Here is a 26,688-nt window from a genome sequence, read left to right on the forward strand (position 1 = left end):
CAGTACAAGCTGAACAAAATTAACCGTGTATGAGTATGTTTAAAAAATAAACGTGCCCTGAGTTGTAACATTCTATTGAAGTTAGAAGGCATGCCTTATTTTTTCGGCACTTTCATCGTATAATGCCCGCGATTATTTGTTCACATAATATTGTTGTTATGTGAATGTTGTTTTTTCTATAGAGGAGTCCTACGTGGCCCAATATATTTACACGATGAACCGTGTGTCGAAGATGGTTCCGCCTAAGCGCGAAATCCTGAAAGACATCTCTTTATCATTTTTCCCAGGTGCAAAAATTGGTGTACTTGGTTTAAACGGTGCAGGTAAATCTACCTTGCTTCGTATTATGGCGGGCGTAGATAAAGATTTCTCAGGTGAAGCACGTGCTCAACCGGGTATTAAAATCGGTTATCTTGAGCAGGAACCACCATTAGATCCAAATAAAGATGTTCGTGGTAACGTTGAAGATGGTTTGCGTGAACCATTGGATGCCTTGGCGCGTCTTGATGAAGTGTTTGCAGAATATGCAGCAGAAGATGCTGACTTTGATGCACTTGCAAAAGAACAAGAGAAATTAGAAGCAATTATCCAGACTTGGGATGCACATAACCTAAGCAACCAAATGGATCAGGCTGCAGCTGCATTAAACCTTCCAGCTTGGGATGCAGATGTAACATTGCTTTCAGGTGGTGAACGCCGCCGTGTTGCATTGTGTCGTTTGTTATTGTCTAAACCTGACATGTTGCTTCTTGATGAACCGACGAACCATTTGGATGCAGAATCTGTATCTTGGTTAGAACGTTTCTTGAAAGACTTCGCCGGTACTATCGTTGCGATTACGCATGACCGTTATTTCTTGGATAACGTAGCCGAGTGGATTCTGGAGCTTGACCGTGGACATGGTATTCCTTACCAAGGTAACTATTCTTCTTGGTTGGAACAGAAAAATGCCCGTTTAGAGCAAGAGAACAAGCAGGAAGAATCTTTTGCTAAAGCATTGAAGAAAGAACTTGAATGGGTTCGTTCTAATGCTAAAGGTCAGCAAAAGAAAAACAAAGCGCGTATGGAGCGTTTTGAAGAGCTGAACTCGAAAGAATTCCAGCAACGTAATGAAACCTCTGAAATCTACATTCCACCTGGTCCACGCCTAGGGAATAAAGTTGTAGAAGTTGAAGGTATCAGCAAATCATTTGATGGTCGCTTACTCTATAAAGATTTGACGTTTACAGTACCGCCAACAGCGATTGTGGGTATTGTTGGTCCAAATGGTGCGGGTAAAACGACACTATTCCGTATGATGACGGGCGAGCAACAACCTGACACAGGTACTGTGACTCTGGGTGAGTCAGTTAAAGTGGCTTATGTGGGTCAGATCCGTGACACCCTAGACAACAACAAAACTGTTTGGGAAGAAGTTTCTGGCGGTTTAGATATCTTGCGTATTGGCGATTATGAAATTCCTTCTCGTGCCTATATCGGTCGTTTTAACTTCAAAGGTCAAGATCAGCAAAAACGTGTAGGTGAATTGTCAGGTGGTGAACGTAACCGTTTACAACTTGCGAAGATCCTGCAGATGGGTGCAAACGTCATCTTGTTGGATGAACCATCGAACGACTTGGACATTGAAACTTTACGTGCACTTGAGGATGCCATTTTGGTATTCCCGGGTACTGTCATGGTGGTATCGCATGACCGTTGGTTCCTGGACCGTATTGCAACGCACATCTTGTCATTTGAAAATGAAACGCCTGAATTCTACGAAGGAAACTATGCTGAATATGAAGCATATCGTTTGGCTCGTTTAGGTGATGCTGCTGTACAAAAGCGTTCTAAGTACAAAAAAATCGGCGTTTAATTGCTTGTTTTTGTATGATTAAAAAAACCAGCCTTAGGGCTGGTTTTTTATTGGGAATTTTCAGGAAAAAACTAATTGGCTATACGCTTTTTCTAAGGTTATTTGTGCTTCATGATGACCTTGCTGAGCCGCTTTTTTTAGCCATTCTTCCGCATGTGTATAGTTTTTATCTAGGCCTGATTGCCCATGAAGATAACATACACCTAATTTATATTGCGCATCACTATGACCTTGTTTTGCTGCTTTTTTTAGCCATTCTTCCGCATGCATATGGTTTTTATCTAGGCCTAATTGCCCATGAAGATAAGCTACACCTAATTTATATTGTGCATCACTATGGCCCTTTAATGCGGCACTTAAAAAGTTCCACATTGCATTTCGATTGTTATAAATGGATTGATTATCATCTAGCATGTAATTATGTTTGATCGCAAGCTGCTCGAATGCCTGCCCTTGTGCAAATTCCAAATTTGCCTCATTTGCAGTTGTATTTTGGATTCCTTGCAAATGTTGATCTGAAGGGCTAAGCAAAGCATCTACAATCTTTTTTATCTTATTCACGATCATAATCAACTCTTTTTTGCTGATGGATTATCATAGTCTAATCATTTTAATGAAATGATTATTTTTTATTCTAAAGTACAACCCGTTTGTAAGTAAATGAATTTTTTTTGTTAATTTAAAAAAATTAAAAAAGCTTTTAAGTTGATTATTAATATAAATAAAGGTGAATAGTTTTGATATTTTATACAGAGCTTATTGCCAACTCGTGAATATATTGCATCCTACTAAATAGGTTGATTTATATTCGGAGAGTGCTAAAAAATTATAGTATTTCTCTCTTTTTTATGGATAAATTATTTATATAAACAGAAATAAAATGGGAGTCTGCAATGAGTGGACATCATGGGCATGATCATAGTCATGCGGTTGTGACCGAAAATAATGCCAAAAAATTAACCTTTGCCTTGGTGCTGACCACCACATTTTTAATTGTAGAAGTGGTAGCAGGCTTTATCACGCAAAGCCTAGCTTTATTGTCAGATGCTGCCCACATGTTTACCGATGCTGCTGCGCTTGCCATAGCGCTTGTTGCCATAAAAATAGGCAGACTTCCTGCCGATGATAAGCGTACTTTTGGCTATCAGCGCTTTGAAATTTTAGCAGCCCTGTTTAATGCATCTATGCTGTTTGTAGTGGCGATGTATATTTTGTACGAAGCCTACCAACGTTTTTCCAATCCACCGGAAATTCAAAGTTTGGGCATGATGATTGTCGCGATTATAGGTCTGATCATTAATCTGATTTCGATGAGAATTCTATTTTCCAGCGCCCAAGAAAGTTTAAATGTGAAAGGGGCGTACTTGGAAGTTTTGAGTGATGCTTTGGGTTCTGTTGGGGTGTTTATTGGGGCTGTGATTATTTATTTCACTCACTGGGTTTGGATCGACACTTTAATTGCACTTCTGATCGGTTTTTGGGTATTGCCTAGAACGTGGATTTTACTGAAACAAAGCATCAATATTTTGCTTGAAGGTGTGCCTGAAGAAATTGATATTGAAAAATTACGTAATGATCTTCTTGGGTTGAAAGATGTTGAAAGTATTCATCAACTCAAGGTTTGGGCGATTACTTCGAAGAATGTACATCTGACTGTGCATTTGTATGCGCCACAGGCTGATCGTAATGCGTTGTATCAGCAGGCTTTGGAAATGTTAAGCCATATCCATGGCATTACTGAAATGACACTACAGATTGAAGAAGATGAATGCCTTACGCATTCACATTATCAGCCGGATGATCATCAACAAAAACATTTGCATCATCCTGATGAAGATTCACATCAGCACCAAGACTAAACCTGGGGCTGATGTAAAATGAATTTTATTTTAAATTTCCCACTCGTGGTGGCACTCACGACATTTCCATTTCTTTTGCGACTGCATAAAGCCTTGCATCGAAATTTTAAAGTCGGGTAGGTCTCGGTAAAACATAAAGCCTGCAATCAGACACAGCACAAATACCACCACAGTTGCAGATTGTAATGTTGTTCCTGCACCATCACCAAAAATCCACATGGCAATACTAATTAAAACCAACAGCAATAAGATGAAAACAGCAGGAATTAACAAGACTAAGCTTTTAGGTACCACTGGTCGTGCCGCAGGTCCGCCGGATTGCGCAATAGGCATAATTTTAGGGCTTTGGCATTTTGGGCAACGGTATTGCATTACAACTCCAGAATTCTAATCTAGGGGTTATTCTAATCTGAATGTCACGGAAAGCAAAAATACCGCTAATAAAATACCGTGAATAAAAAATTTAGACAATAAAAAAGCCACTGAATTGGTCAGTGGCTTTTTTGAATTTGGCGTCCCTACGGGGATTCGAACCCCGGTTACCGCCGTGAAAGGGCGATGTCCTAGGCCTCTAGACGATAGGGACTTATCGAGGCAACACAGGTAAAACAAATAACTTGGTGGAGTCAAGGAGGATCGAACTCCTGACCTCTACAATGCCATTGTAGCGCTCTACCAACTGAGCTATAACCCCCAGTCTGTGTGAGCGCAATATTAGGGGCATTGCGCTCATACGTCAACTATAAAATCAATTATGCTTCATCAACTGCGTCATTTTTCGGCAATTTTAAGCTTTCATTGAGTTTTTCCCAAACTTTTGCTTCTTTTTTACTCGGACCACCGACAATTTCAAGCGCATGACGTAAACGAGCAAAGGTTAAGTCAGGACCAATCGTTACCATAGACTGCATTACAGGAGTTGAACTAGTCGAACCGGCGATGGCAATAAAGAAGGTTGGCATGAAGTCACGTAACTTCACTTCCATTTGGGTAGCTAAATCCATCAGGGTTTGACTAACCATGTCGTTATTCCAGGTGAATAAGCTTTCTAAACGCCAAATTGCAAATTGTAAGCTTTGACGAACCTGTTCTTCAGACAATTTCTTGCTTTCAAACTGTTCTTTAGACAGTTGTGGGAACTGGTTGAAGTAGAAACCTGCCCAATTCACCGCTTCAGACAACAAGTTGATACGCGGCTGAATCGCAGCAGCAATATCTTCCAAAGTCTTACGGTCTGATTTCCAGGCCAAAAGTGTATTTAACAATTCAGCAGGAGAGAGCGCTTTAATCCATTGACCATTGAGCCAGTTGAGCTTTTCTACATCAAAGATTGGACCACCGAGTGATACGCGCTTAATGTCGAAATGTTGAATCATCTCATTCAAAGTGAATTTTTCACTTTCGTCCGGCATTGACCAGCCCATACGGCCTAAATAGTTCAACAATGCTTCTGGAAGTACGCCAATGTCTTTGTAATAGTTGATTGAGGTTGGGTTTTTACGTTTCGATAATTTTGATTTATCCGGATTACGTAATAATGGCATGTGGCAAAGCACAGGCATATCCCAGCCAAAGTATTGGTACAATAATTGGTGTTTAGGCGCAGATGGAATCCATTCTTCACCACGAATCACGTGGGTAATTTCCATTAAATGGTCATCAACCACATTGGCCAAATGGTAAGTTGGCAAGCCATCAGTCTTAAGCAAAATTTGCATATCGACTTGTGCCCATGGAATTTCCACTTCGCCACGTAGCATATCGTCAAATTTGCAGCTGCCTTCAGCAGGCACTTTCATACGAATTACGTGTGCTTCGCCTGCAGCTAAACGATTTTGAACTTCTTCTTGAGATAAAAGTAAACCACGACCGTCATAACGAGGACTTTCACCGCGGGCTTGCTGTTCAGCACGCATTTGATCCAATTCTTCACTCGTTGCGAAGCAGTAGAATGCATGACCTTTTTCAACAAGTTCTAACGCATATTGTTTATAGATGCCCATACGTTCGGATTGACGATACGGTGCATGTGGACCACCAACATCTGGACCTTCTGACCAATTCAAACCTAACCAACGTAATGAATCTAAAATCATTTTTTCAGATTCAGGGGTTGAACGAAGTTGATCGGTGTCTTCAATACGAAGAATAAATTCGCCACCATGCTGTTTGGCAAAACATAAGTTGAACAAGGCAATATATGCAGTGCCTACATGTGGGAAGCCTGTAGGAGAAGGGGCAATACGAGTACGAACAGTCATAATCAATATTTTTCAGAATGTGAATGGAAAGTATTATAACGAAAAAGCCTAATCACTTAATGTTAAATTCAACATTGAGATGATTAGGCTTGGTCTAAACTTCTTAAAGGGGCAAGAAGTTCGGTATTAGGTTAAGAATTATTTTGTGGGAAAAATACTTGTACAAAACGAGTAAATTTTTGATTTTGAGCAGCAAAAAAGCTTTGTGTCGGTGCAACTTTAATTTCAGTCAGGACTTTTAAATCATTGTCATTATGAAAAGTATTTGAACCTTGCTTGTGTTGTTGCAATGCTTTTTCAATCAGTGATGATTTTTCAGGTAAAAGACTGATTTTGGTATCTATGGCTTTAATGGCAGCTGCGTGTCCAATTTGAGCCATAAACCCTAAAGTTAGACTTAAACTCAATGCTGTTATAATCGGTGTAAATTTCATTTCCACATCCCCCTTACTGGTGCTGGAATTCTCTAGATATTGTTTTTCTATTCTAGTGATAACCATTTAAACACATAGAAAAATACAAAAGTAGAACTAGGTCACACTTTTTTACAAAATGATAAAGAACTAATTCAATGTAGTCACTTTGTATCAAACAACTATGGAGATAGCATGGAGATTGAGCGAAAGATGAAGATTTACATCGGTTTATGCGTCTTTTAGTGGTAAAAATGCATAGAAAAGCATTTTAGTGGATATCTCTAAAACTGATTTTTAATCAATAAAACAATATAACCATATGATTGTTAAAAATATTTCAGCTTTATATAGTGCTTTAATCAATTAAGTATGAGCTTAAAGCACATGAAAAAAATAATAGCATCTACAATTCTTGCGGTATTAGGGGGAATTACTTCACATAGCTTCGCCGCAAAAGATTTTCTCAATGTGTCGTATGATCCAACGCGCGAATTTTACCAAGAATATAATCAGGCCTTTGGTGAATTCTGGAAGCAGCGCACTGGGCAAGAAGTGAATTTCAAACAATCCCATGGTGGCTCGGGTAAGCAAGCGCGCTCAGTGATTGACGGTTTACAAGCCGATGTGGTGACCTTGGCCTTAGCCAATGATATTGAAGAAATTGTAAATGCAGGTCTAATCAATAAAAACTGGCAAAAACAGTTCCCGAATAATTCCGCACCCTATACCTCAACCGTGGTGTTCCTGGTACGCAAAGGCAATCCTAAAAGTATTAAAGACTGGAATGATTTAACCAAGTCAGGTGTAGAAATCATCACGCCAAATCCAAAAACCGGTGGCGCGCCACGTTGGATTTATCTTTCAGCTTGGGGGTATGCGCTGAAACAGCCGGGTGGTAACGATGCCAAAGCCAAAGAGTTGGTGAAAAAACTTTATCAAAACGTGAAAGTACTCGATTCAGGTGCACGTGGTTCTTTAACCACTTTTGCTGAACGCGGTATTGGTGATGTGTTGTTGTCTTGGGAAAATGAAGCCTTACTGGCGAGTCAAGGTTTGGGCAAAGATAAATACGAGATTGTTTATCCTTCAATTTCAATTCTGGCAGAGCCTTCTGTGGCAATTGTCGATAAAAACGTGGATAAAGATGGCAACCGCAATTTAGCTAAAGGTTATCTCAACTATCTATATTCACCAAAAGGGCAGGATTTGGCAGCACAGTATTTCTTCCGTCCACGTAATCCGCAAATTGCAGCAAAGTATGCGGCACAATTTCCAAAAATTAAATTGTTTACCATCGGAGATGTTTTTGGTGGTTGGACAAAAGCACAGAAAACCCACTTTGTGAATGGTGCAATTTTCGACCAAATTTATGCTGAAAAAAGTAATTGAGTAAGGGGTTATTTAGGTGAATGAAAAGAAACGAATATTAGAAGATATTCGTTTCTTGCATATGCAAAGCATAAAAAGGTATATCATTGTGATAAAGGATTTAATTTATTATTTGTAAATAAAACAATTGTTTAAAATAAATAGCAGTGTATGGGTTAGGTTTAAAATTGTATGCATCAATTGCGATTTATGATTTTATTTCATATATTTAGCAGTAATGAAGATAACTTGTCTGTACTGTAATGAAAACTCAATTTAAAGCGTTATTCAGTGCGGCATTGCTGGCAACTGGCATTGCTTTTACTGCAACAACTGCTCAGGCAGCTGATCGTGAATTTTTAAATGTATCTTATGATGCAACTCGTGAATTTTACGATGAATTCAATAAATCATTTGGTACTTACTGGAAACAACGTACCGGTCATACTGTAAATTTCAAACAGTCGCATGGTGGTTCAGGTAAACAAGCGCGTTCAGTCGTGGATGGCTTAAAAGCTGATGTGGTGACTTTGGCTTTAGCCAACGATATTGAAGAAATTGTTAAATCAGGCCAAATCCAGCCGGGTTGGCAAAAAGAGTTCTCGCATAACTCTGCACCTTATACCTCTACCATCGTATTTATGGTGCGTAAAGGCAATCCAAAGCATATTAAAGACTGGTCTGATTTAACCAAACCGGGCGTACAGATTATTACCCCAAATCCAAAAACCGGCGGTTTACCACGTTGGGTATATTTATCCGCGTGGGGTTATGCACTTAAACAACCCGGTGGTACTGACGCTACGGCTAAAGACTTTGTCGGCAAAATGTACCACAACGTAAAAGTGATGGATTCTGCTGCGCGTGCATCGATGACGACATTTGCTGAACGTGGCATTGGTGATGTGTTGCTGACTTGGGAAAATGAAGCCTTAGTGACTCAAAAGACCATGGGTAAAAACAAGTTCGACATTATTTATCCTTCTATTTCAATTTTAACTGAACCTTCAGTGGCAATCGTGGATAAAAATGTCGAAAAAGATGGTAACAAGTGGTTAGCCAAAGGCTATATCAATTACTTGTATTCACCATTGGGTCAAGACATGGCAGCAAAATATTTCTACCGTCCACGTAACCCGGAAGTGTTAGCCAAATATTCTGCTCAATTCCCTAAACTTAAAACCTTCACCATTGATGAAGTGTTTGGTGGCTGGGCTCAGGCACAAAAAACTCATTTTGTGAATGGTGCAACTTTCGATCAGATTTATAACACTCGTAAATAACTGATTGATATGTGATTTAAAAAGCCTCCTGATTTGGGGGCTTTTTTATTTCTGATAAGATGTGTTTTTAAATAAAATTTTGAATCAAAAAATAAATTTTCTTTTCTTAATTTTTGTAGAGAACTTTATTTTAATAAAGAATCAGGATAAGTATTGAGCTTTAAAATGATATAAAAGCACATGAAATATGAGCTAAATCTGAATTGCATAAATCCAGAAACGGTTTTCTCTATGGAAAGTAATATTTCCCTACAAAAAGTCGTTTGGAGCTTTATCAAAACAAGGTAATAATGTGCAGTTAAATTTTTCATAGTTCTGATTGAATCCTTATGTCGCATATTTCTGTATTACTTCACGAAACTGTTGATGCCTTATTGGCAGATCGAAATACAGGAATTTATGTAGATGGTACCTTTGGCCGAGGTGGTCATACCCGTTTATTGCTTTCTAAATTAGATGAAAATGCACGTGTATATGGGTTTGATAAAGATCCACAAGCGCTGGAAACTGCGGCCATACTGGAACAAGAAGATTCACGTTTTAAAATTATTCATGCCAGTTTTGCCGACTTAAAACAAGAGCTTGAAGCACGTGGTATTGGTTTGGTCGATGGCGTGATGGCAGATTTAGGGGTGTCATCGCCACAACTCGATCAGGCTGAACGTGGTTTTAGCTTTATGAAAGATGGCCCACTGGATATGCGGATGGATAATTCAAAAGGTCCGACTGCAGCTGAATGGCTGGTGAATATTGAAGAAGAAGCCCTAGCCAATGTTATTTTTAAATATGGTGAAGAGCGTTATAGCCGTCGTATTGCCAAAGCCATTAAAGCTGCGGGCTATATCGAAACCACTGCGCAACTGGCTGAAATTGTGAAAGTTGCCCATCCGAAATGGGAAAAAAATAAACATGCCGCAACTCGAACTTTTCAGGGCATCCGTATTGCCATTAATAAAGAATTAGAAGATATTGAAGCATTCTTGCCGCAAGCAGTGGATGTGCTAAAAACTGGGGGGCGTTTAGCGGTCATTAGTTTCCACTCGCTAGAAGATCGTTTAATTAAACAATTTATTCAAAAAGAATCGACTTTAGCGGAAGATACCAGTTGGGGCATGCCACAAGAACGGGAAGATACCCGTCGATTAAAGAAAATTTCCCGAGTACGTGCCAGTGAAGAAGAGATTAAAGCCAATTTTCGTTCACGTAGTGCATGGCTTAGAGTTGCAGAACGCTTAGCTTCGAAAGGCGAATAATGAAAACTGAAGTTGTTGAAAAGAAAACAGATAACTTGCCGATGAAAAAATTCATCAGTTATATCGTTTTACTGGTCTTGGTCTTTTTTAGCGCAATTATGGTGGTGTTTCAAGTCTTTGAATATCGTCACGATTACCGTGAATTAAGTGCCTTTAACCGGGAAAGGGATGACCTGAATGCAGAGTGGGGGCGTTTGCTCATCGAGCAGCAAACCTTCGGTGCAACAGCGCAAATTGGCACACGCGCTGTGACTCAGTTGCGAATGTACTCGCCCCCTGCAGCGCAGACGGTTGTAATTTCTTTACCAATGACTTCAGAAGATAAAAAATAAGGCTAGCTGTAATATGGTGGACAAGAGAAACAAGCAAGTGCGTAAAAAACAGCAGTCTGTGACCGATAAAAACACCCTTAGTGTGGATATGTGGCGTTTTTATCTGATGTGGAGTGTGGTTTTACTCTGCTTTTTAGCTTTAGTGGGTCGTGCATTTTATGTGCAGGTCATCAACAAAGACTTTTTACAAAACAAAGCCAATGCCAATATTTTAAGAACCGAAAAAGTCAAGGCGATGCGTGGCGTGATTTATGATCGTCATGGTGTGCCCTTGGCGATTAGTACGCCGGTCATGAAAGTGGTGATTGACCCACGTGATTATTTTGAAACTAAAAAACAGTTTGATGATATTACTGCCGAACTGGCTAAAGATCCAAATAACCGTAAATTAAAACGTCAATTACCGGATAAAAACTTAAACCTGGACGAACTTGCCGATGCGGTTGGCATTGATCGTGCCGAGTTGAAAAAGAAAATGAACGAGAAACCTCGTTCACGTTATCTGGTTCTGCAAAAAGAAATTCCACCGCAGCAGGCTGAACTGATTGCCAAACGCGAGTTTCAAGCGGTTTATACCGAGAAAAACTATAAACGTTACTATCCTCAACCGCAGCCAAATGCGCAGATTATTGGCTTAACCAATAGTGAAGGGATCGGGATCGAAGGTCTGGAAATGCAGATGAATACTGCTTTATCAGGTCATGATGGCGCACAACAAGTGGTACGGGATAAAAAAGGTAACCGTTTTAAAGATCCGGAAGTGATTAAAGAAGTTGAAGCCGGAGAAAATATCACTTTAAGTATTGATTCACGTCTGCAATATATTATGTACCGTGAATTGACTGCTGCCGGAGTGGCCAATAATGCCCGTTCAGCTACTGCCATAGCAGTAGATATCAAAACAGGTGAAATTCTGGCAATGACCAGTTGGCCATCTTACAACCCGAATGATAAAAAAAGTTTAGGCAATAAAGATGCCATGCGTAACCGTGGTGCAGTGGATTCATTTGAACCGGGTTCGACCATGAAACCCTTGACTGTGGCAATGGCTCTGGAAAGTGGTAAATACACTACAAATTCAGTGGTGAATACTTCACCGGGCAGTATGCGTATTGGTAACCATACCATCCGTGATACGCATAACTATGGCGCATTGACCTTAGGTGGAATTATCCAGAAATCATCTAACGTGGGTGTTGCGAAACTTGCATTGTCCTTGCCTTATGCCACCTTACCTACTTTTTATAAGCGTGTAGGAATGGGCCAGCGTTCAGCAGTAAAATTCCCGGGTGAAAGTGGAGGCTTAATCTTGCCACCAAGCAAATGGAATGTCTCTGAAGTGGGAACCATGGCTTATGGTTATGGCCTGAATGCGACAGTGCTGCAAATTGCTGATGCCTATGCCATGCTTGCTAATAAAGGCGTCAAGGTTCCTTTAAGTTTATATAAATTAGAGCAACCTCCGAAGGGTGAGCAAATCGTTGATGCAAAAATTGCCGATCAAGTGCTGTTGATGATGGAAACAGCGACATTGCCAGGCGGAACTGCTACACGTGCCACTATTCCGGGCTATCGTGTGGCCGGTAAAACTGGTACTGCACATAAGCTACGTGCTGACCGTAAAGGTTATTCAACCAGCGAATATCGTGCTTTATTTGCCGGTGTCGCACCAGTGAGTGATCCGCGTTTGGCCATGATTGTCGTGGTGGAAAATCCTCAAGGCTCTTACTATGGGGGTACGGTATCCGCCCCTGTATTCGCACGCGTAATGCAAGAATCGCTACGTTTAATGAACGTGCCTTTAGATAAACCTTTAGATACTCCCAAAATCCAGTAATAGGTGATGAATGTCCATTACATTTCAAGATCTCTACACCGCTGAAAAAATCACTGGATGGATGACCAAGCCATTCAGTGGCTTTGGTTTAGATAGTCGTAAAGTTGAGCCAGGGCAAATTTTTATTGCCCTGAATAGTTTTTCTCAGCCTGAAAAAACCTTGCAGTTTGCACAGTCAGCTTTGGCAAACGGTGCCTTGGCTATGGTCAGTGAAGCCGATTTGGGTTTGGAAAATAGTATCGTGGTGCCAAATGTCCGTCATCTGATGGGGCAGTGGCAAAAGCAATATTTACAAGCGACTCAGCCCGTACAAGCCGCACGAATTCTTGCGGTGACGGGCACCAACGGTAAAACCACCATTTCACGACTTGTTGCTGAGTTATTGATGCTGCAAGGAAAGAAATGTGCAGTGATGGGAACTACGGGTAACGGAATTTTACCGAATCTGGAAGCGTCTTCGCATACCACACTAGATGCATTGCATCTGCAAAATGCCTTGCATGGTTATGCTCAACAAGGTGCTGAATTCGCAGCGATCGAAGCCAGTTCTCATGGTTTGGAACAAGGCCGTTTGAATGGCTGCGATATTGAAATTGCTGCCTATAGTAATTTAAGCCGTGATCATCTGGATTATCACGGTACGCTTGAAGCCTATGCTGAAGCCAAGTCACGATTATTTAAATTTCCGACTTTAAAAGTGGCGATTATCAATATTGATGATGAGCATGCCAAAGTCATGATCGATGCTGCAAAAGCCAATCCTGCGCAACCGAAAATTTTAAGCTATTCAACGACGCAAACTGCGGATTATCAGGTTAAAGATATTCAATATAGTTTGAATGGCGCAAACTTTAAATTGATCACCAAACAAGGTGAGTTTGAAGTTCAGAGTCCATTGCTCGGTCATTTTAATGTAGAAAACCTGGTGGCAAGTTTGGTGACTGCAGAACAAGCCGGTTTTGATCTTGCAACACTGATTTCAACAGTGTCGCAATTGCAAGGTGCGCCGGGTCGTATGCAGGTGATTCGTGATGTCGACCGGTTATTTGTGGTGGATTATGCCCATACTCCTGATGCCTTAATTCAGGTGCTGAAAACCTTAAAACGTCATGTATCCAATCAGTTATGGGCTGTGTTTGGTTGTGGTGGCGATCGTGATCGTGGCAAACGTCCACTGATGACTCAAGCGGCACTCAATGGTGCTGATATTGCCTTGATTACCTCAGATAATCCACGTACTGAAGATCCAGAACAAATCTTTGCTGACATGAAAGCGGGTATCGATTTTTCAGCACATGCTGTGCATGAAATTCATGACCGCCGTGAAGCGATTAAATTTGCCGTGCAAAAAGCTCAGGCAGGCGATATTGTAGTCATCGCAGGTAAAGGTCATGAAAACTATCAAGAAATTGACGGTGTGCGTCATTGGTTTGACGATGTTATTGAAGTGCAATCGGCCATCGATACACAGCATCACACCCCAGATTCAGCTTATCCGGCTCAATAGGAAAAAACAATGCATACATCGACTACCAGTACAGTGCCTTTAGAGCCGTGGACAGCTGAGCAGCTTGCGGATGCCACTCAAGGTTACTGGTTGAATGAGAAAGTGCCTCAAGGCAACATTAAACGGATTTTGACAGATTCACGTGATGCTGAAAAAGCCGATGCTTTTTTAGCGCTGCAAGGTGAGCGCTTTGATGCGCACGATTTTGTTGCTCAAGTTGCGGAAAATGGGTGTGAAATTGCCATTGTCAGTCATCCAGTGGATGCAGATATTTGTCAACTCGTGGTTGAAGATACGCGTTTGGCCCTCGGTCATTTAGGGGCTTATCGCCGTGCACAAAACTCACAAGTGAAAGTGATTGCATTGACCGGCAGTAGCGGTAAAACCACGACCAAAGAAATGCTCGGTAGTATTTTATCGCGCTTGGCACCTACTTTGATTACTCGCGGCAACCTGAATAATGATTTGGGTGTGCCGGTGATGTTGTTAGAGCTTCGAGCTGAACATCAATATGCAGTGATGGAACTCGGTGCGAGTCATCAGGGTGAAATTGATTACACCTCGAATCTGGTTCAACCGCATGTGGCAGGGATCATCAATATTGGTACTGCGCATTTGGGAGAATTTGGCGGACGCGATGGCATCTGCCGGGCTAAATCTGAAATTTATGCACATATCACCAAAACCGGTGTATCGATTGTTCCTGCTGCAGATGATTTTGCAGAGCCGATTCGTCAGGCCGTACAAACCGAACAGGTCTTAAGCTTTGGTGAAAATGGGGATGTTTTTGCAACCAAAATTGAATTACATCCGCAATCCTCTACGTTCACATTAAATACACCGCAAGGTAACCGTCAGGTGAATTTACCTTTTGCCGGTGAACATAATGTGCAAAATGCCACTGCTGCGACCGCTTTTGCACTCGCGATTGGTGTTGCTCTGGATGATATTGTGATGGGTTTAGAGCAAGCAACAGGTGCCAAAGGTCGCTTGAATTTTATTCCAGCTAAAAACCATTTATTTATTGATGATACCTACAACGCCAACCCAACCTCGATGCGTGCAGCAGCTGAAGTGCTTGCTCAGCAAGATGGGGTGAAAGTGATGGTGATTGGGGATATCGGTGAATTAGGCGCAAGTGCGGCACAACAACACTATATGTTGGGTCGAGATCTGGTTGCGACAGGTGTCAATTTTGTTGTGGCTGTGGGGGAGTTTTCACCTGCCACTCAAGAAGGCGCGCGCAGTACCCAATATGGTAAAAAAATGCAGGCTTTTCTGACTCAGGAACAAGCCCTTCCTTTCTTACTGAGTCTAATTGAAACACATCAACCTCAATCCATGAGTTTCCTGTTTAAAGGTTCTCGTTATACCCATATGGAAACATTGATGGCTGATTTGATGGAGAAACTTTAATGCTGTTATGGCTATTTGAACAACTGGCAGGCTACAACAGCTCGTTCCAGGTGGTTCGTTATTTAACATTACGTGCTTTGCTCAGTGTCTTAACCGCATTGACCATTGGACTGGTCTTGGGTCCGGTGATGATCCGTAAGCTACAAGCACTCAAATATGGCCAAGCAGTCAGTTCGTTTGCTCCTGAAGGTCATGCCAAGAAAATGGGCACCCCAACCATGGGTGGGGTATTGATCCTGCTTTCGATTGGTATTTCAACCTTGCTTTGGGCCGATTTATCCAATCCCTATGTCTGGATTGTACTTGCGGTGATGGTGATCTTCGGTGCCGTGGGCTGGGCAGATGACTGGATTAAAGTCCGTTATAAAGACAATGCCGGCTTGCCTGCGAAGAAAAAATTCTTCTGGACTTCTGTCGGTTCTTTGGGTGCAGGTATTGCACTGTATGTGATTGCGACTCAACAGGCCAATCCTGTGCATACTGCGAATATGCTGGATCTGCTGATTCCGTTCTTTAAAAACATCAGTATTCCTTTTTCCGCTATTCCACTCGGTATCGGTTTTATTATCTTTACTTATCTGGTGATTAACGGTGCATCGAATGCGGTCAACCTGACTGATGGCTTGGATGGTTTGGCGATTATGCCAATCGTCCTTGTTGCGGCAGGTTTGGGGGTATTTGCATACCTTGCAGGTGATGTTCGTTTTGCCAATTATCTGCACATGCCTTATGTAAAATATTCATCTGAACTCGTGGTGATCTGCGCTGCAATGATTGGTGCTGGCTTGGCCTTCCTTTGGTATAACGCACATCCGGCTCAAGTATTCATGGGTGATGTTGGTGCATTATCTTTGGGTGCGATGCTCGGTACAATTGCTGTCATGGTTCGCCAGGAAATCGTCTTTGCGATTATGGGCGGTGTATTTGTGGTTGAAGCTATTTCTGTATTCCTGCAAATTGGTTCACTGCGTATGCGTAACAAACGTGTATTCCTGATGGCGCCTTTACATCACCATTACGAGAAAAAAGGCTGGCGTGAAACCCAGGTGGTGATTCGTTTCTGGATTATCACGATTATGCTGGTAGTTTTAGGCTTAATGACCTTAAAATTGCGTTAAGCAAATATTCGAAAAAGCCGGCATTTGCTCCCACATCTGCCGGCTTTTTTAACGCCTGATTTCAGGCACTGGAGAAAAATATGAATCTGCTGATGTGTCCTGTATGTCATGAAGCACTGAAACTAACCGAGAAAACATGGCACTGTGCCAATAACCACAGTTATGACGTGGCAAAACAGGGTTATGTCAATTTACATGTGGTACAGCATAAACACAGTAAAAACCCGGGTGATACCGTGGAATCGGTACAGGCACGCCGTGCATTTTTAAGTGCCGGGTTCTATGCACCGCTGCAACAGGCAGTGGTCGATAAAATTCGTGAATTAAGTATTGAAAACCTGCTCGATATTGGCTGTGGCGAAGGCTATTACACCAATGCCATGCAAGCTGAAGTGCTGCAATGTGTGGGTGTGGATATTGCTAAAAATGCAGTACAGGTTGCTGCCAAGTTGAATAAAAAAGTGACCTGGGTGGTGGGGACGGGTGCAACACTACCTGTTTTAGATGCTTCAATTGACTTATGTACCAGTTTGTTTAGCCCTATTCCAAAGCAGGAAATATTACGTGTATTGAAGCCCAATGCCTATTTGATGGTCGTGACACCAGCAACGGAACACTTATATGCGATGCGTGAGGCGTTGTTTGAAGAAGTGAACCCACATGAACCGAATAAGTTTGTTGATCAATTGGCAGATGTCTTTGAATTGGTAGAGGAAAGTGTTGTTGATGCGCCTTTTACTGTGCAGCAAGCGGACTTGAAAAACCTGATTGCGATGACACCGTATGCTTATAAAGCAAAACCTGAGCGTCGTCAGGCTTTAGAGCAGAATGAGCAATTCGAGTTAAAAGGGCAGTTCCAAATTTATTTGTTTAAAAAGAAATAAGCCAAATAAAAAGCCCTCATTTGAGTAATGCCAGTCAGTTAAGAAATTGACTGGCATTTTCTTGGATATTTCTGTGGTTTTATCTTCACAACCCGAGGACAATTTCTTTTCCTCCTCTCAGGCAAGATATACATCTTGGCTTTCCCTAGTAAGCTTTCTAAATGTTTAGGTAAATTGCCTGCTGAATCTAAAGGGGTGAATCTTAAGATATTGAGGATACTAATGGATGCAAGATGAAAGCTGATTCTCAAAGGACTCACTTTTACTCGCTGAGCCATGTACTTCATTTGTCTTCTTAGGACATTATACGCAATCAATACCCCCCATAATTCTTGATAAACTAAATCAGGTTGCTTGCTCTTTAAATGCTTACCATCCTGTAAATCACTTTTGATTTCTCGATAACACATTTCTATTTCCCAACGCTGAGCATAAAGCTTCGCTAAGGCGGTGAGTGGATATCTCTTTGAATCAGTTAATGAAGTGATATAACGCCTCATTTTTCCTGCATGCTCAACCTCAATCAAACGCGCCTCCCAATAATCTCCCAATGTCGGATTAAGCTTCTTAGCTCTTGCTGATATTGGCATTCTGATATGAAAGTCATGCGGGGAATGACGCTTAACCACCTCATAACGTAAGTTGTCTTTTGCTCGCATCAACCAATGACTTGCCTCTGCACGTGTTTGCCAACCCATTAGAAAGTCAGCAGAGAAATAGGCTCGATCAAACAGAGTAATACTATGCGATGGAGGGCATAATTGATTTGCCAGTGTAAGTTCACCCTGATCCATACTGCCTATTTGGGCATCAATGATTTCATGAGTGTTGGTATTTACCAGACAGGTCGCTCTCACTTGCGGATAAGGGGCTGCAGCTGTTTTACCTTTAGATGAGCCAAAGTGATTAAAGTTATCATCGGTCTGTGGCATAGACCAAACGACCCCATCAACAGCACACACACTGAGACCATGAAAGTTTGAATATTGCTGTTGCGATTCTTCAAACCAGGCTTGGCTGAGCAGAGAGAATAAGGTATTTAAGGGCTCCCGCCCTAAGCGTTGTCGTGCTTGTACTGCTGCACTGGGAACGCAATACTCTGTTGTACCAAACACAAGTTTGAGTTGCTCTACAACATACCTGATCGGTTGATCTCGAAACAGGGCAAGCCCAATCACCAGCCATACCACATGTTCGGCAGGTAATTTTCTTCTCCTGATAGAAGCCTTACCTGTTTGACGCAGGCTCTCTTCAATCCAGTTGAAATCAATCAACTCGCTAAAATTAGTGAGTGATGGCATGGATTGCTGAAGGGTTAAATCTAAATTCTGAGATAAAGTCATAAAAAAATGAGCGTATTTACATACACTCATTTTTACTACATTTCTCTAATGTCTGCTTAACTGACTGGCATTACTCATTTGAGGGCTTTTTATGACTTTATTCAAATACATCAATTAAACGTTCAAGTGCATCTGGTTTATTATTTTGGTTTTGCGTATTTGAAGAGTCTGCATTATCTGGAGCTTGTATTTCTTCTCCAGGCAGGTCATCAAAGTCACGTTCAGGTGCACGTGTTGGGGCAACAGGTGCTGGACGATACAATGGGCGAGCCAATGGTGGAGAAGAGCGATCCTCTCTGACAGGTTCACCAATAGTTACAGTCTGGGTGTGGTTGGTCGGTGCTTTGGCATTTTTATCGAAATGAACCCATGCCGCTGGCGTTCCTTTTAAGGCATTACCCATAAAATTGGTCCAGATGGGTAAAGCTGCAACACCACCATATTCACGACGACCGAGTGTGGTGGGTTGGTCGAAACCGACCCATGCCACAGTCACTAGCTTGCCATTGAATCCGGCAAACCAGGCATCTTTAGCATCATTGGTGGTACCTGTTTTACCGCCAATATCGCCACGACCAATTTTAAGTGCTGCACGACCTGTACCCTGTTGAATTACATCACGCAGAATGTTGGCCATATCATAAGCAGAGCTGGATTTTAAAATGCGCTGTGCTTGACGATATTGACTTTTTGATTCATCTAATTGCAATTGCGCAAGTTCTTTTTCTGCTTGCAAAGTTTGATTGGTGACTTCAATCACTTCATCATCTGGGGTAACCGGTGCAGCTGATTCCAGTTCTGCATCATTTTGATTGATACAAGAAATACACGCATATTCTGGATTGCTTTGATAAATCACTTTGCCATAAGCATCTTCAATACGATCAATAAAATGCGGCTGAATACGGTAACCACCATTGGCAAAAGTGGCATAACCGGTTGCCATTTGAATTGGGAGGACTTGTGGTGTACCTAGAGCAATGGTGTAGTTACGCGGGATCTGATCTTCATGTAGACCAAAATCCATGAATAATTGTCGTGTACGTTCAATCCCGACAGTTTGTAATAATCGTACAGAAACGGTATTTCGGGATAAGTACAAGGCACGACGTAAAGGAATCATTCCTAAATAACGACCATCCGAGTTCTTCGGTGACCATTTGCCAATCGTAATCGGGCTGTCATTGACCATGCTATAAGGCGTCATGCCACGTTCAAGTGCCAAAGCATAAACAAACGGTTTAATGGTCGAACCCGGTTGGCGCCAGCCTTGTAGTGCACGATTAAATTTAGATTGATAAAAATTATATCCCCCGACAACGGCTTCAATGGCACCGTTATTTGGGTTGATTGCAATCAGTTGCCCTTGAGCTTTAGGGATTTGAACAAGCGCCCATGAGGTTTTGTTGTCATTGGGACGTAATCGAATAATATCTTTAACTTTAACAATTTGAGAAGCTTGACGTGGAGCAGGGCCGACACTGTTGGCATTTCTATAAGGATAAGCCCAAGACATCCCTGACCAAGGCACAGTCACGGTAGAGCCATCTTGCATCAGTGCATCAAAGGAATTGCTATTTACTTTAATAACTTTTGCGGGATAAGTGTTTGCATAAGCACTGAATTCAGTAAGTGGTTTGTCGTTTGCTTCAGCACCGCGCCAACCATGGCGACGGTCGTAAGCCTCTAAACCTTCTTGCACCGCCTGTTCTGCATAGGCTTGGCGTTTGCTGTCGACAGTTGTATAAACTTTATAACCAGAATCAATGGCTTGTTCACCAAATTTTTCAACCAGTTCCGAGCGTACCATTTCCCCGACATATGGGAATTTATTGTTAATACCTCGGTCTGGCATATCGAGGTTGACGGGTTCAGCAATGGCTTTTTGATACTGTGACTGGTTGATATAACCCAATTGCAGCATACGTCCAAGAATCCAGTTTCGACGTTCCAACGCGCGTGTTGGGTTGACTACAGGATTATATTTAGAGGGTGCTTTCGGCAGACCAGAAATCATCGCCATTTGAGCAATACTCAGCTGATCCAGATTTTTGTTGTAATAAATTTTCGCTGCTGCAGCAATACCGTAGGCATTTTTTCCCAAGAAAATCTTATTCACATAGAGGGTTAAAATCTCCTCTTTGGTTAAGTTTTGTTCTATTTTGCGAGCAAGGAAAATCTCAGTCAGTTTGCGTTTGAGGGTACGTTCAGGGCTTAAATAATAATTTTTTGCTACTTGCATGGTGATGGTTGAACCACCGGTTTGCACATTTGATCCCGTAATTGTTTCACTGACTGCTCGTCCTAAGCCTTTGAAGCTAATACCGCTATGCTCAAAGAAAGAGGAATCCTCTGCTGCAAGGAAGGCAGAGATAAATGGTTTGGGAATTTGTTTGTATTCTACAGGGACAGATAACTTGCCACCATACTCTGCAATAAGCTCATTATCGGCACTATACACTTGCAAGGGCTTGAGTAACGGCGCCTTTTTTAAAGTGGTCATTTTAGGTAAAGATGGGGCAATATAGAGATACATGCCATAGAATCCCATCGGAATTGCGACCAAGGCTATAATTATGATCAAAAAAAATGGATGAACATGGCCCGAACGAGATAGCTTTTTCATAACAAGTAAGTTTTAATAAGAGCTAATGGCAAACTAATTGGCGGTCAGTATAGCCTTTACACATACAGATTGTTAGATGCGTTATTGTATCTGTATAAAATTATAGACCAACACTGATTAGTAGGTTACTTTTATTGGGGATAAAAAAATAATAGGAATTATATAGTGCTCAGGTTATATCGTAAGCCGAATAAGGGGTTAATTGGAGTAGATATTAGTTCTACTTCTGTTAAGTTGTTAGAACTTTCTGTTAAAAGCGGTAACAGGTATTGGGTTGAAAGCTATGCGCTGGTGCCTTTACCTGAAGGTAGTGTTGTCGAAAAAAATATATTGAATCCAGAGGCGGTAGGGGATGCATTAGAGCGAGCACTCAATCTGGCAAATACTCAATCCACAGCCGTAGCACTTGCAATTCCGACTTCAATGGTGATTACCAAAACGATTGAGATGGATGCGGATATGACGGACGATGAACGAGAAGTTCAAATTCGTATGGATGCCGAGCAATATATTCCTTTCCCATTAGATGAAGCGAGTCTTGATTTTGAGGTGTTGCCGGAGCGTTTGGCAAACCCGAATCGGGTGAATGTGCTTTTGGTTGCGACCCGTCTTGAAAATGTAGAAGCGCGTTCTGAAGTGTTGGAGCTTGCTGGCTTAACACCAAAAACTGCGGACGTTGAAAGTTTTGCTATCGAAAATGCATATCAAGTGTTTTCCGATACTTTACCTATGGGTGTAAATACTGTAGGTATTTTAGATATTGGTCATACCATGACGACCTTATCTGTGATGCAAAACAATAAAGTGATTTATACGCGTGAGCAGGTGTTTGGTGGCAAACAGCTTACTCAAGAAATTCAAAATCGCTATGGTCTGTCTTTTGAAGAAGCCGGCCGTGCCAAGAAAAGTCGTTCATTACCTGATGATTATGATGTTGAGGTTTTAGAACCCTACTTAGAAGCAGTGGTTCAACAAGCAGCAAGATCATTACAGTTCTTTTTCTCATCTTCACAATTTAATGAGATCGATCATATTTTATTGGCAGGAGGTAATGCCAATATTCCGGGGCTCGCGAAGCTACTCCAACAAAAACTTGGTTATCGTGTGACTATTGCCAACCCATTTTTACAAATGGGCTTTTCTCCACAAATTGATATTAAAAAGATAGAGAATGATGCTTCCTCACTCATGGTGGCATGTGGTTTGGCATTGAGGAGTTTTGATTAATGGCGAGAATTAACCTGCTCCCTTGGCGTGATGAGCTAAGAGAGAGACGAAAAAAAGAATTTATTACCATTTGTATCGGGGTGGCATTAATCGGGGCTTTAGCGGTCGCATTGGCATGGTTCTACTATGACCATAAACTTGAAGATCAAGAGCAAGCGAATCAACTGATTACCAGTACCAATCAAAACCTTGATGTGCAATTGAAATCCTTAGAAGGTTTGGAAGCTCAACGCAATGCCATTATTGAACGCATGAAGTTGATTCAAGGTTTACAAGGGCAACGCCCGATTGCGGTTCGCCTGATTGATGAAATGGTACGCGTTACGCCAAGTAATTTGTACATTACGAAATTTGTCCGTACAGGGGATAAATTTACCATTGAAGGTAAAGCGGAAAGCCCGAACACGGTTGCAGAGTTCTTGCGTAGTTTGGAAGCATCAGCTTGGTATAGAAACGCATTTATGAATTCTTTTTTAGCTGTTGAAGAGAAGAAAGATAAGGCACCTAGTTCTGTAGTTCCACGTGTTGAAGAAGGTTATGGTGCATTCGTCATTACTGCTGACTTGGATGAAATCGCACAACCTACCACACCCGAAGCACCACAAAATACAGCTAATTCAACAGCGGGGGCAGCACAATGAGTCTCGATGAATTTGATGAATTAAATCCAAATGAAGGTGTTGCTACACACAAAAAAAAGATGACCTTAGATAAGTTTCTTCAGCAGTTCAATACCTTGGATATGAATAACTACGGGAGCTGGCCATTATCGGTTAAAATCACTTGCTGGATTTTAATCATGATGATGATTGGTATTCTGGGATATTTTGCGCTGATTAAAGGTCAAATAGACGCAATTTCCAATGCCAGTGCTCAAGAGCAAAATTTACTGAATGAATTCCGTGAAAAAGATTCCAAGCTGCGTAATTTGCAACAGTTGCAAGCGCAGTTACAGGAAATGGAAGCGAATTTTAATCAGCAACTCGAACAATTGCCTAAAGAAACTGAAATTCCAGGATTAGTTGAAGACATCAACGTCAGTGGCGTGAATTCTGGTCTGAAATTTAAAAATATCCGTTTAGAAAATGAAATTAAGCAAGAGTTCTTTATTGAGCAGCCAATTTCTATGGAAGCAACCGGTGATTATCATGCCTTTGGTTCTTTTGTCAGTGGTATTGCAGCGCTTCCGCGTATTGTCACTTTGCATGATTTTGATATTATCGGTACTGAAAATAAAGAGAAAAAAACTGATATTCCTCAAATTACCTATAACGTTAAAGCCAAAACCTATCGTTATATCGGTGCTACGGATACTCAAGCAGCAGATGCGAATTCAACTGCTACAGCTGGGGGGGCACAGTAATGAAAATAGAAAAAATGACTTTAAGTCTGGTATTAGGCTTGTTATTGGTAGGGTGTGATTCTCGTATTGATGCGGTCAACGAGCAAATGGGAAGTATTCGTAATCAAGCGCCATTGCCTATCGAGCCGGCACCGGTTTTTCCACCTGTGCCAACATTTGACTATGCAGCCCATCAACTGAAAAGCCCTTTTTTACCGAGTTCACTCGCGGCTGAATTGAGAATTATGGCAGGAAAACGTGTCTATCCTAACTTGTCACGTCAACTGCAACCTTTAGAAAGTTATGCCATCGAATCCTTGAATATGAAAGGAAGTATGCGTAGTCAGTCTGGGCAGATCCTGGCATTAATTCAAACACCAGATGGCGAAATAGAGCGCGTGCAGCGCGGTAGCTACATGGGTGTGAATCATGGTCGTGTGGTGAATATCACGCCAACACAAATCGATCTCGTGGAAATTATTCCAGATGGACGGGAAGGATATGTAGAGCGTCCAAGAAGTCTGATATTAATTGGACCAGCGCCTTAAGTTTAAAGGAATAAAAATGAATAACAGTTTGAAAGATTTTATATTTGGGGATGGCAATACAATGAACCATTTGTTCCGTCAATTTTCTATGGGTGCTGTTGCAATCGCAGTAATGCAAGTTGCCAATGCACAAGTCAGTATTACCAATATTGTGCCTATGCAAGTTGCAGGTCAGGGTACAGAAATCCGTGTCATGTTTAACGGCTTGCCTCCGCAGCCGCAAGCCTATCAATTAGAACAGCCATCACGTCTGATTCTGGATTTTGATAAAGCACAGCAAAATTTAAAGCAAAATAGCATTGCAGTTGCCACCAAAGAAGCCAGTTCTGTTGATGTAAGTTCTGATGCGCAACGTTCACGTTTAACGGTGAATTTAGCGGATGCCGGTGCCTTTACCACACGCGTAGAAGGCAATACTTTTATTTTAAAAATTAATTCTGCTGCGGGTAATGCATTTGCACCTCAGCAGGTAGTTGCGCAAAGATCTACCCAAGGAATTTCCAATATTGGTTTTCAGCGTGGTGGTCAGGGTGAAGGGCAGGTTGTTATTGATTTGCTCGGCACAAACACACAGGTTGATGTGCAGCAGCAAGGCAGTAAAGTTGTCGTGCGCACTTTAGGCAGTAAAGTTCCTGCACACTTGGCTCGTCGTTTAAATGTAAATGATTTTGCAACGCCAGTTTCTACTATCGATGCAAATAATAATGGTGGAAATGGTGTAATTACCATTCAGACTTCTGGTAGCTATGAATATATGGCATATCAGGCGGACAATAAACTTACCATCAGTTTAAAACGACCTGAAGATAAAAATCCGCTTAAACCGAAAGCAGCGAATAGTTATACCGGTAAAAAGATTTCTCTAGATTTTCAGGATATTGAAGTACGTCGTGTGCTTCAATTATTGGCAGACTTCACTGAAATCAATATGGTGACTGCTGATACGGTACAAGGCAATATTACTTTACGCTTAAAGGATGTACCTTGGGATCAGGCATTAGATATTATTCTAAAAACCAAGAATTTAGATAAGCGTCGTAATGGTAATGTAATCTGGATTGCACCAGTAACTGAACTTACTAAGGCAGAAGAAGAAGAAGCGAAAGCTATTGCACAAAGTGTTAAATTGGCCCCATTACAAACAGAATATATTCAATTAAATTATGCAAAAGCGGTTGATATTGAAAAGTTAATTACTGAAGGACGAAATTCCAATAATAATTCCAATAATAATTCCAATAATAATTCCAGTAATAATGTAGATACTTTAGGAGATAGTGTTGGGAGCTTGTTGAGTCCACGAGGTACTATTTCGACTGATCCGCGTACTAATACATTAATAATTAATGATACCGCACAGAAAATTGATCAAATTCGAAAAATGGTTGATTTGTTAGATGTTTCTGTAAAACAAGTCATGGTCGAAGCTCGTATTGTTCGTGCTTCAACAGAGTTTAGTAAAGAAATGGGTGTGAAGTGGGGGATTTTGTCGCAAGGGATTAATCAAAATAATGATTTGTTAGTTGGTGGTAGTGATACAACCTTATGGGATTTAAAAACACCTGATGATGATGGTAAGTATACTATTGAGCGTCCACAGAATTTAAATGTGGATTTAGGTGTAACTAATGCAGCTGGTAAAATTGCCTTTGGTTTAATCAGTTTATCTGACTTCATGCTTGATCTGGAACTTTCTGCCTTACAGGCTGATGGCTATGGTGAGGTGATTTCAACTCCAAAAGTTCTTACCGCAGACAAGCAGCGAGCTAAAGTGTCATCAGGACAACAAATACCTTATCAAACAACCACAAATTCTGGTGCTGGTTCATCTGTCGATACTCAATTTAAGGATGCTTTACTTAGTTTGGATGTAACACCAAGCATTACACCAGATGGTAAAGTGCAAATGTTGTTGAATATTACTAGTGATTCTCCCGCTGGAACAGCACCAAATGGCGAGATTATTCTCAATAAAAATGAAATTAATACAAATGTACTGGTTAATAATGGTGAAACAGTTGTCCTAGGTGGGATTTTTGAGCAGGAAACAAAAAATTCGCAGACTAAAGTACCATTCTTAGGGGATATTCCTTACGTAGGTCGTTTATTCCGTAAAGATATCAAGTCTGATAATAAGCGAGAGCTATTGATTTTTGTTACACCACGAATTGTTAATGACAGTGTTTCAAGAAATCATTAATATATTTTGAATT

General features: G+C 41.2%; 22 protein-coding genes and 2 tRNA genes. 16 read left to right on the forward strand and 8 right to left on the reverse strand.

From position 1 onward, the window contains the following. Positions 1-193 precede the first annotated feature (193 nt). On the forward strand, positions 194-1,855 hold the full coding sequence (gene ettA, locus HLH16_RS03675) for an energy-dependent translational throttle protein EttA (protein ID WP_131289329.1): 1,662 nt from the start codon (positions 194-196) through the stop codon (positions 1,853-1,855). A 60-nt stretch (positions 1,856-1,915) separates the two neighbouring features. Here ettA and HLH16_RS03680 read toward each other — a convergent pair whose 3' ends face one another. Beyond that, complete coding sequence (locus HLH16_RS03680) at positions 1,916-2,422, reverse strand: tetratricopeptide repeat protein (protein WP_171528292.1); 507 nt, start codon at positions 2,420-2,422, stop codon at positions 1,916-1,918. Between the two features lie 326 nt (positions 2,423-2,748). Between HLH16_RS03680 and HLH16_RS03685 the strand changes: the two genes are divergently transcribed. After that, positions 2,749-3,714: a cation diffusion facilitator family transporter gene (locus tag HLH16_RS03685; RefSeq protein ID WP_171528293.1), complete on the forward strand. Its 966-nt coding sequence runs from the start codon at positions 2,749-2,751 to the stop codon at positions 3,712-3,714. Between the two features lie 30 nt (positions 3,715-3,744). Here the strand turns inward: HLH16_RS03685 and HLH16_RS03690 are convergent, their stop codons facing one another. From HLH16_RS03690 to HLH16_RS03710, 5 genes are all read right to left on the reverse strand, one after another. Continuing rightward, positions 3,745-4,086 carry a hypothetical protein gene (locus HLH16_RS03690; protein ID WP_131270823.1) on the reverse strand — a complete coding sequence of 114 codons (342 nt, stop codon included), beginning with the start codon at positions 4,084-4,086 and terminating at the stop codon, positions 3,745-3,747. Positions 4,087-4,224: 138 nt separating this feature from the next. Next, positions 4,225-4,300 (reverse strand) — tRNA-Glu (locus tag HLH16_RS03695). 32 nt (positions 4,301-4,332) lie between these two features. Beyond that, positions 4,333-4,408: transfer RNA gene (locus HLH16_RS03700), tRNA-Ala, on the reverse strand. A 58-nt stretch (positions 4,409-4,466) separates the two neighbouring features. Further along, positions 4,467-5,975, reverse strand: a complete 1,509-nt coding sequence (gene gltX, locus HLH16_RS03705) for a glutamate--tRNA ligase (protein WP_171528294.1) — start codon at positions 5,973-5,975, stop codon at positions 4,467-4,469. Between the two features lie 131 nt (positions 5,976-6,106). Further along, entirely contained in the window at positions 6,107-6,409 is a 303-nt protein-coding gene (locus tag HLH16_RS03710; RefSeq protein ID WP_171528295.1) for a hypothetical protein, read from the reverse strand. Positions 6,410-6,760: 351 nt separating this feature from the next. On the opposite strand from HLH16_RS03710, the gene HLH16_RS03715 reads away from it, so the two are divergent. The 9 genes from HLH16_RS03715 (at position 6,761) to HLH16_RS03755 (ending at position 17,389) form a co-directional block, all read left to right on the forward strand. Continuing rightward, complete coding sequence (locus HLH16_RS03715) at positions 6,761-7,780, forward strand: sulfate ABC transporter substrate-binding protein (RefSeq protein WP_284729904.1); 1,020 nt, start codon at positions 6,761-6,763, stop codon at positions 7,778-7,780. 242 nt (positions 7,781-8,022) lie between these two features. Continuing rightward, positions 8,023-9,042, forward strand: a complete 1,020-nt coding sequence (locus HLH16_RS03720; RefSeq protein ID WP_171528297.1) for a sulfate ABC transporter substrate-binding protein — start codon at positions 8,023-8,025, stop codon at positions 9,040-9,042. Positions 9,043-9,371: 329 nt separating this feature from the next. Then, on the forward strand, positions 9,372-10,295 hold the full coding sequence (gene rsmH / locus HLH16_RS03725; protein WP_131270819.1) for a 16S rRNA (cytosine(1402)-N(4))-methyltransferase RsmH: 924 nt from the start codon (positions 9,372-9,374) through the stop codon (positions 10,293-10,295). Continuing rightward, positions 10,295-10,627, forward strand: coding sequence for a cell division protein FtsL (gene ftsL / locus HLH16_RS03730; protein WP_171528298.1), 333 nt, complete (start codon positions 10,295-10,297; stop codon positions 10,625-10,627). Before rsmH ends, ftsL begins: the two co-directional genes overlap by 1 nt. Before the next feature lie 13 nt (positions 10,628-10,640). Beyond that, positions 10,641-12,464, forward strand: coding sequence for a penicillin-binding protein PBP3 (gene ftsI, locus HLH16_RS03735; RefSeq protein ID WP_131270818.1), 1,824 nt, complete (start codon positions 10,641-10,643; stop codon positions 12,462-12,464). Positions 12,465-12,474: 10 nt separating this feature from the next. Beyond that, positions 12,475-13,971 carry a UDP-N-acetylmuramoyl-L-alanyl-D-glutamate--2,6-diaminopimelate ligase gene (locus HLH16_RS03740; RefSeq protein ID WP_171528299.1) on the forward strand — a complete coding sequence of 499 codons (1,497 nt, stop codon included), beginning with the start codon at positions 12,475-12,477 and terminating at the stop codon, positions 13,969-13,971. A 9-nt stretch (positions 13,972-13,980) separates the two neighbouring features. Beyond that, entirely contained in the window at positions 13,981-15,387 is a 1,407-nt protein-coding gene (locus HLH16_RS03745) for a UDP-N-acetylmuramoyl-tripeptide--D-alanyl-D-alanine ligase (protein WP_171528300.1), read from the forward strand. Next, complete coding sequence (mraY, locus tag HLH16_RS03750) at positions 15,387-16,505, forward strand: phospho-N-acetylmuramoyl-pentapeptide-transferase (RefSeq protein WP_067726838.1); 1,119 nt, start codon at positions 15,387-15,389, stop codon at positions 16,503-16,505. Before HLH16_RS03745 ends, mraY begins: the two co-directional genes overlap by 1 nt. Positions 16,506-16,585: 80 nt before the next feature. Further along, positions 16,586-17,389 carry a putative RNA methyltransferase gene (locus HLH16_RS03755; protein ID WP_171528301.1) on the forward strand — a complete coding sequence of 268 codons (804 nt, stop codon included), beginning with the start codon at positions 16,586-16,588 and terminating at the stop codon, positions 17,387-17,389. Between the two features lie 38 nt (positions 17,390-17,427). Here the strand turns inward: HLH16_RS03755 and HLH16_RS03760 are convergent, their stop codons facing one another. Then, a complete protein-coding gene (locus tag HLH16_RS03760; protein WP_171528363.1) occupies positions 17,428-18,732 on the reverse strand; it encodes an IS4 family transposase in 1,305 nt (434 codons plus the stop codon). 97 nt (positions 18,733-18,829) lie between these two features. Beyond that, entirely contained in the window at positions 18,830-21,358 is a 2,529-nt protein-coding gene (gene ponA / locus HLH16_RS03765; protein ID WP_171528302.1) for a penicillin-binding protein PBP1a, read from the reverse strand. A 165-nt stretch (positions 21,359-21,523) separates the two neighbouring features. Between ponA and HLH16_RS03770 the strand changes: the two genes are divergently transcribed. From HLH16_RS03770 to HLH16_RS03790, 5 genes are all read left to right on the forward strand, one after another. After that, positions 21,524-22,585 (forward strand): type IV pilus assembly protein PilM, encoded by a 1,062-nt coding sequence (locus tag HLH16_RS03770; protein ID WP_323127607.1) that lies wholly within the window; start codon positions 21,524-21,526, stop codon positions 22,583-22,585. Beyond that, entirely contained in the window at positions 22,585-23,226 is a 642-nt protein-coding gene (locus HLH16_RS03775; RefSeq protein WP_171528303.1) for a PilN domain-containing protein, read from the forward strand. The genes HLH16_RS03770 and HLH16_RS03775 overlap by 1 nt, the downstream gene beginning before the upstream one ends. Beyond that, the gene (locus HLH16_RS03780) at positions 23,223-23,948 is read left to right on the forward strand and encodes a type IV pilus inner membrane component PilO (RefSeq protein ID WP_171528304.1); all 726 of its coding nucleotides are present in this window, start codon (positions 23,223-23,225) and stop codon (positions 23,946-23,948) included. Before HLH16_RS03775 ends, HLH16_RS03780 begins: the two co-directional genes overlap by 4 nt. Further along, on the forward strand, positions 23,948-24,475 hold the full coding sequence (locus tag HLH16_RS03785) for a pilus assembly protein PilP (RefSeq protein ID WP_171528305.1): 528 nt from the start codon (positions 23,948-23,950) through the stop codon (positions 24,473-24,475). Before HLH16_RS03780 ends, HLH16_RS03785 begins: the two co-directional genes overlap by 1 nt. Before the next feature lie 61 nt (positions 24,476-24,536). After that, complete coding sequence (locus HLH16_RS03790) at positions 24,537-26,675, forward strand: type IV pilus secretin PilQ (protein ID WP_171528365.1); 2,139 nt, start codon at positions 24,537-24,539, stop codon at positions 26,673-26,675. The last annotated feature ends 13 nt before the right edge of the window (positions 26,676-26,688 follow it).

This window comes from Acinetobacter sp. ANC 5378, from assembly GCF_013004315.1.
In the GTDB taxonomy this organism is placed as follows: domain Bacteria; phylum Pseudomonadota; class Gammaproteobacteria; order Pseudomonadales; family Moraxellaceae; genus Acinetobacter.

Bases quoted from the DNA above. Each gene is read 5' to 3' on its own strand.
- HLH16_RS03690 (WP_131270823.1), bottom strand. From the start codon at position 4,086: ATGCAATACCGTTGCCCAAAATGCCAAAGCCCTAAAATTATGCCTATT.
- gltX (WP_171528294.1), bottom strand. From the start codon at position 5,975: ATGACTGTTCGTACTCGTATTGCCCCTTCTCCTACAGGCTTCCCACAT.
- HLH16_RS03790 (WP_171528365.1), top strand. From the start codon at position 24,537: ATGAACCATTTGTTCCGTCAATTTTCTATGGGTGCTGTTGCAATCGCA.
- HLH16_RS03720 (WP_171528297.1), top strand. From the start codon at position 8,023: ATGAAAACTCAATTTAAAGCGTTATTCAGTGCGGCATTGCTGGCAACT.
- HLH16_RS03785 (WP_171528305.1), top strand. From the start codon at position 23,948: ATGAAAATAGAAAAAATGACTTTAAGTCTGGTATTAGGCTTGTTATTG.
- HLH16_RS03710 (WP_171528295.1), bottom strand. From the start codon at position 6,409: ATGAAATTTACACCGATTATAACAGCATTGAGTTTAAGTCTAACTTTA.
- HLH16_RS03755 (WP_171528301.1), top strand. From the start codon at position 16,586: ATGAATCTGCTGATGTGTCCTGTATGTCATGAAGCACTGAAACTAACC.
- HLH16_RS03740 (WP_171528299.1), top strand. From the start codon at position 12,475: ATGTCCATTACATTTCAAGATCTCTACACCGCTGAAAAAATCACTGGA.
- ponA (WP_171528302.1), bottom strand. From the start codon at position 21,358: ATGAAAAAGCTATCTCGTTCGGGCCATGTTCATCCATTTTTTTTGATC.
- HLH16_RS03745 (WP_171528300.1), top strand. From the start codon at position 13,981: ATGCATACATCGACTACCAGTACAGTGCCTTTAGAGCCGTGGACAGCT.
- HLH16_RS03680 (WP_171528292.1), bottom strand. From the start codon at position 2,422: ATGATCGTGAATAAGATAAAAAAGATTGTAGATGCTTTGCTTAGCCCT.
- mraY (WP_067726838.1), top strand. From the start codon at position 15,387: ATGCTGTTATGGCTATTTGAACAACTGGCAGGCTACAACAGCTCGTTC.
- HLH16_RS03760 (WP_171528363.1), bottom strand. From the start codon at position 18,732: ATGACTTTATCTCAGAATTTAGATTTAACCCTTCAGCAATCCATGCCA.
- HLH16_RS03780 (WP_171528304.1), top strand. From the start codon at position 23,223: ATGAGTCTCGATGAATTTGATGAATTAAATCCAAATGAAGGTGTTGCT.
- rsmH (WP_131270819.1), top strand. From the start codon at position 9,372: ATGTCGCATATTTCTGTATTACTTCACGAAACTGTTGATGCCTTATTG.
- HLH16_RS03715 (WP_284729904.1), top strand. From the start codon at position 6,761: ATGAGCTTAAAGCACATGAAAAAAATAATAGCATCTACAATTCTTGCG.
- ftsI (WP_131270818.1), top strand. From the start codon at position 10,641: ATGGTGGACAAGAGAAACAAGCAAGTGCGTAAAAAACAGCAGTCTGTG.
- ftsL (WP_171528298.1), top strand. From the start codon at position 10,295: ATGAAAACTGAAGTTGTTGAAAAGAAAACAGATAACTTGCCGATGAAA.
- HLH16_RS03685 (WP_171528293.1), top strand. From the start codon at position 2,749: ATGAGTGGACATCATGGGCATGATCATAGTCATGCGGTTGTGACCGAA.
- HLH16_RS03775 (WP_171528303.1), top strand. From the start codon at position 22,585: ATGGCGAGAATTAACCTGCTCCCTTGGCGTGATGAGCTAAGAGAGAGA.